General features: G+C 38.2%; 5 protein-coding genes. All 5 read right to left on the reverse strand.

Features of this window, described 5'->3' with window-relative positions:
* A partial coding sequence (locus K8S13_RS17815) for an ELM1/GtrOC1 family putative glycosyltransferase (RefSeq protein ID WP_291464615.1) occupies window positions 1-701 on the reverse strand: 701 nt, incomplete at its 3' end.
* Window positions 702-747: 46 nt separating this feature from the next.
* Window positions 748-1,656: a lysophospholipid acyltransferase family protein gene (locus K8S13_RS17820; protein ID WP_291464617.1), complete on the reverse strand. Its 909-nt coding sequence runs from the start codon at window positions 1,654-1,656 to the stop codon at window positions 748-750.
* Window positions 1,653-2,783 carry a tetraacyldisaccharide 4'-kinase gene (lpxK, locus tag K8S13_RS17825; RefSeq protein ID WP_291464619.1) on the reverse strand — a complete coding sequence of 377 codons (1,131 nt, stop codon included), beginning with the start codon at window positions 2,781-2,783 and terminating at the stop codon, window positions 1,653-1,655. Before lpxK ends, K8S13_RS17820 begins: the two co-directional genes overlap by 4 nt.
* On the reverse strand, window positions 2,776-4,002 hold the full coding sequence (locus K8S13_RS17830; protein ID WP_291464620.1) for a 3-deoxy-D-manno-octulosonic acid transferase: 1,227 nt from the start codon (window positions 4,000-4,002) through the stop codon (window positions 2,776-2,778). Before K8S13_RS17830 ends, lpxK begins: the two co-directional genes overlap by 8 nt.
* Before the next feature lie 120 nt (window positions 4,003-4,122).
* The coding region (locus tag K8S13_RS17835) for an LptF/LptG family permease (RefSeq protein ID WP_291464622.1) at window positions 4,123-4,558 on the reverse strand (436 nt) is incomplete at its 5' end.

The following is a 4,558-nucleotide window of genomic DNA, read 5'->3' on the forward strand; positions in this document are numbered from 1 at the left end:
CAGCCTGCACTAAGGGCCTCGTAAACCATGGAAACAGAATCAGCACTCACCCAGGCGAACTCACTTTTGGCATATTGCTCTTCAATCCAGCCTTGGGGAGTTTTTTCAAACGGTGTAAAGGCCATGCCGGAAAATTCTTTATCAAGTATTGCAAGCATTGATGTCATTTTTTCCGGAGTTCGAGGCGATGTGGAAACAGTCCAGAAAATATCTGTTTTAGTTTCCAAAACATGGCGGACCTGTAGAAATATTTTTTCATTATTCCAATGATGAGTTTTCTTGTCCTTTCCGCCGATGACGATAAGGCCCTGTTTTAGATCATGGGCTTGTATATTGCAGGCTGTATTTGGCGGGCCCATGGTTATAAAAACATTATCTGCTTTTTTGGGCGAATCATGTTCCGGAATAAAACAAAGATCCATATATTTTGCCAAAGGCCAGTCAGGTGTCATGCATGTAACAACTTTTCCCATATTTTTTTGCTCATATAAAAGCATGGGAATATGTGTGTGACTCCCTGTTCCTATGATTAGGTCAGCCTCCAAAGATTGATTTTTTTTTTTGCCCCCCAAAAAAGAAGAGACGAAAATTGTCCAGTCAAAAAAAGAACGCCAAAACCCGTAGTCAGGTAAAAATACATCTGTAACCTCAACAGGTGTTAGTTCTGACAGAGCCTCAACAAGACCACGGGTCTGTTTCACATGCCCTGCCCGTGTGTCCCAGTAGGCTCTTATGAGTAAAGGGTTTTTATCCAGAAACTTTCCCCTTGATAATAGAATAAGGTTTTGTTTTCCAACGGTTGTGAGCCCAAAAGTATTGTTCAGGGCATAATCTGACCATTGACTCAATTGCAGACACATAATTTTGGGTATTGTTTTCAATATCCTTTATGGGGCAGCCTGTAGTCTGCAAGGGAACCTCAGGTAAAATTTCCATAATATATTTCTCATTTTCTTTTATCATGAACATTGGAACAACAGAGGCTTTTGACCTTAAAACAAGTTTTACTAAACTATACTTAGCACAGGCCGGTCTACCAAAAAAATTTACCACCACACCATTATACCAGCCTGCATTCTGATCAAACAGTGTACCAACGATACCACCCTCTTTTAAAATCAAATCTATTTTTTGAGATGCTCCCCCTGTAGGGATCAGTGTAGCCCCGAATCGTTGCCGCATTTCCAGCATCAACCGCTCCAATGGTTTAAAATCAAATTTTCGATAAATCCCATATGGTTTTTCCATACCAGCCTTTGGGAAGGCAGCAACAAGAAGTTCAAAATTCCCCATATGACAGGTTAATATAATAACTCCCCTGCCTTTTTTTTGTGCTTTTTTTAAATATTTTAAACCTTTAACCTTAAAATATTTAAATAATTCATCCCTGGGTTTCTGATACGCCCAGATAACTTCAAAAAGGATACTGGCAGTATTTTTGAAATTTTTTTTTACAAATCTTTGAGCCTGTGCCGGAGAAAACTTTCCCGGATAGGCAAAATTAATATTTTCCAGGGCGACATTTCTGTGGCGCTTATCCAACTTATACCAGAGAAGTCCCAATAAATCTGAAAAGAACTTTAAAGTTTTCCTTGGAAGCATTCCCATTAAAGTTACTATCAGTTTTATTAACTTGTATATCCTCTCATCACTCATTGCTTTTCTATTCCTGAAATTAAAAAATCTTTAAACTTTTCTGGATATTCAAACTCTATTTGAATGCCGATAACTATCAAATTTGCACCCCATTGTATATCCTTTTCAAGCTTTGTCCAGTCCTTTTCCGTTGTCAGAATAAGATCCGCACCCATTTTTTTTGCCATGCTGTTTATCAAATAAATATCAGGCTTTTTATAATAATAATGATCTTTAAATTCAAGATGATGCAAAATATTCACATTTAACTTAAGTGCCGAGCGATAAAAAGATTCGTTATCTGCTAAACCTGAAAAAAGGACTGCCTTCCTGCCATTCAGCACGTCTATGTCTGTAGTATCTTCTTTTAAAATTAAGCCTTCAACTATCTGTTGACATACAAATGGTTTATGAAATGTTTTAAACCAGGGGCAGCCGGGATAAAGACTCAGCATCTCTTCAATACTCTCAACACTTATATTTTCATCCGGGCTTCTTGTAAAAATGAGGGCATCTGCCCTTTGCGCAGAAGCTTGAGGAGTTTCCCTCAATCGACCAGCTGGAAGAAACCTTTTATTGCCCAAAGGGTTTGAATAATCCAGGAGCAGGAAATCAAGATCTCTCTTAAGTTTCAAATGTTGAAATCCGTCATCAAGAACAATCACATCAGGCTTGAATGCATCAATTGCTCTTATGCCGGCCGCAAACCTGTCTTTGCCGACTACCACAGGAAAAGATCTTCTTTTGGCCATCATATACGGCTCATCCCCTGACTCTTCAGCCTCTATAAAAATCCGGTCACCATCGGAAACAATCACTGAATGATCTTTATATTTTCCTCTATACCCACGGCTGATGACAACCGGCCGTTTCCCCATTTCCTTTAAAAGATTCGCCACATAAATGGCCACAGGCGTTTTTCCTGCTCCCCCGACAACAATATTTCCAATGGAAATAACAAAACAAGGCAAGGTTTTTTGTTTTAGAATCCCTTTTTTATATAGCCAGAGCCTGAACCAGACACCCAAGCCATAACCATATGAAATCCCAGTTAAAAACCATTCAAGAGAAAATACCCCGGGCTTAAAATTGCTGCCTGAAATATGTGTAATTCGTTCCTCTAATTTATTTAAATATTTTTCAAACAATATGAAGGTGCTCCAAATTTTTAATGATTCTTTGCACAGCACCGCAATTTTTTGAAAAGACTTCAAAACTTCGAATGCCCATATGCTGCTGTATCTGCCTGCTTCCTAATATGGTTTTAAGTTCTTTTGTTAATTTTTGTTCAGATTCCACCTTTTTACCGCCCCCGTGATCCAGAAGCATGCGTGAAATCAACAGAAAATCCGACATATCAGACCCGAAAAGAACGGGCTTTGAAAAAGCTGCCGGTTCCAAAGGGTTATGCCCCCCCTGTCTGACCATTGATCCCCCGATAAATGCCGCATCACAAATGGCATACAGTCGACAGAGCTCTCCCATTTTATCCACTAAAATAACATCAGGACGTCTATTAAATTTTATATTGGGTCCATCCAGTGTTGACATAGAAACCGCATGGACATTATTGGACAAAAGATAGGACAAAATTGACGGGCATCTTTGAGGATTCCGTGGGGCAAGAATCATTAAAAATTCTGAAAAATTCTTCTTCATCCGTTTATATACTTCACAAAGAATCTTTTCTTCTCCTTCATGGGTGGAGCCTGCAACAAATACTTTTGTTTGATTTTGAATACCAAAACGATCCCTTATACTGTCAATCCGGCTTTGATTCATATCTGCAACAGGTTGGTCAAACTTGATATTACCCACAACAGATATCTTGCTCTTATCAATGCCTAACCGTTGAAACCGTTCTTCATCCAGAGGGGTTTGTGCCATAATCCCGGTTAAAGAAGAAAAAAACAGTGAAGAAAACCGTTTAAAAACCAAATACCCGTTTAAAGAACGTTTTGAGAGCCTGGCATTAATTAATACCACAGGAATTTCTTTTTTTTCCATCTCATATAAAAAATTGGGCCACAAGTCTGTTTCAACAAGCACCACTGCATCCGGTTCTATCTGCCGACTTATTTTTTTAACACAATACCCCAGATCAAACGGGAAATATCCCAATTGATCAACCAGGGCAGTGTCTTTGTTTTGAGATATCTTTTTTAAAAATAATTGGTCTGCCATATCAAATCCGGTCTTAGTGGAAGCCGTAAATACAATAGCCAGGTCTTTGAATTGGTCTTTTAATGCGTTGACAAATGGCACGGCTGATATGACTTCTCCAACGGAAAGAGCATGTATCCAGACTCTTTTCTTTTCAGCCTGTTTAGGATTAAAACCCGTCCTGAACCCAAACCTTGACAGCATATTTGCTCTTCTTTTTTCTGAAAAAAAATAGACAAATGGCAGGAGTGGCAGAGAAATGATAAATAAAGTATTAATTATTGTTTTATATAAAAAAATCATTTGGTTTCATTTTTTATGCCATTATTCCGTATTGATCAAATATAGGATTCCAAAGCACAAAAAGAACAAATTGGCTGCCCAGGCACTGATAATGGGAGGAAGAACGGTTCCATATCCCAGTGACAGGCAGAATCCATACATAATCCAATACATAAATGCGATTACAACACCGAGAGCTATTGCTGCCGGAATATTTTCTTTTACAAAAGATCTCATGCCGGTGGCAGCACCCGTTAAAACCATGATGATACAAATAAAAGGGAAAGCAATTTTTGCGTTCAAATCAACTTTATAGGTTGTTGCATCATATCCTTCTTCTTCAACCTTGTTGACATAGTTTTTTAATTCAGAAAAACTCAACTCTTCAGATTTTTTTGAAACCTCTTCAAGATCTTCAGGTTTAATTACCAGGGGAATCGTCTTTTTATCATATAATTTTACATCATAATCCATTGAA

The sequence above is a fragment of the Desulfobacula sp. genome (genome assembly GCF_021107415.1).

Bases quoted from the DNA above. Each gene is read 5' to 3' on its own strand.
- K8S13_RS17830 (WP_291464620.1), bottom strand. From the start codon at position 4,002: ATGCTGTCAAGGTTTGGGTTCAGGACGGGTTTTAATCCTAAACAGGCT.
- K8S13_RS17820 (WP_291464617.1), bottom strand. From the start codon at position 1,656: ATGAGTGATGAGAGGATATACAAGTTAATAAAACTGATAGTAACTTTA.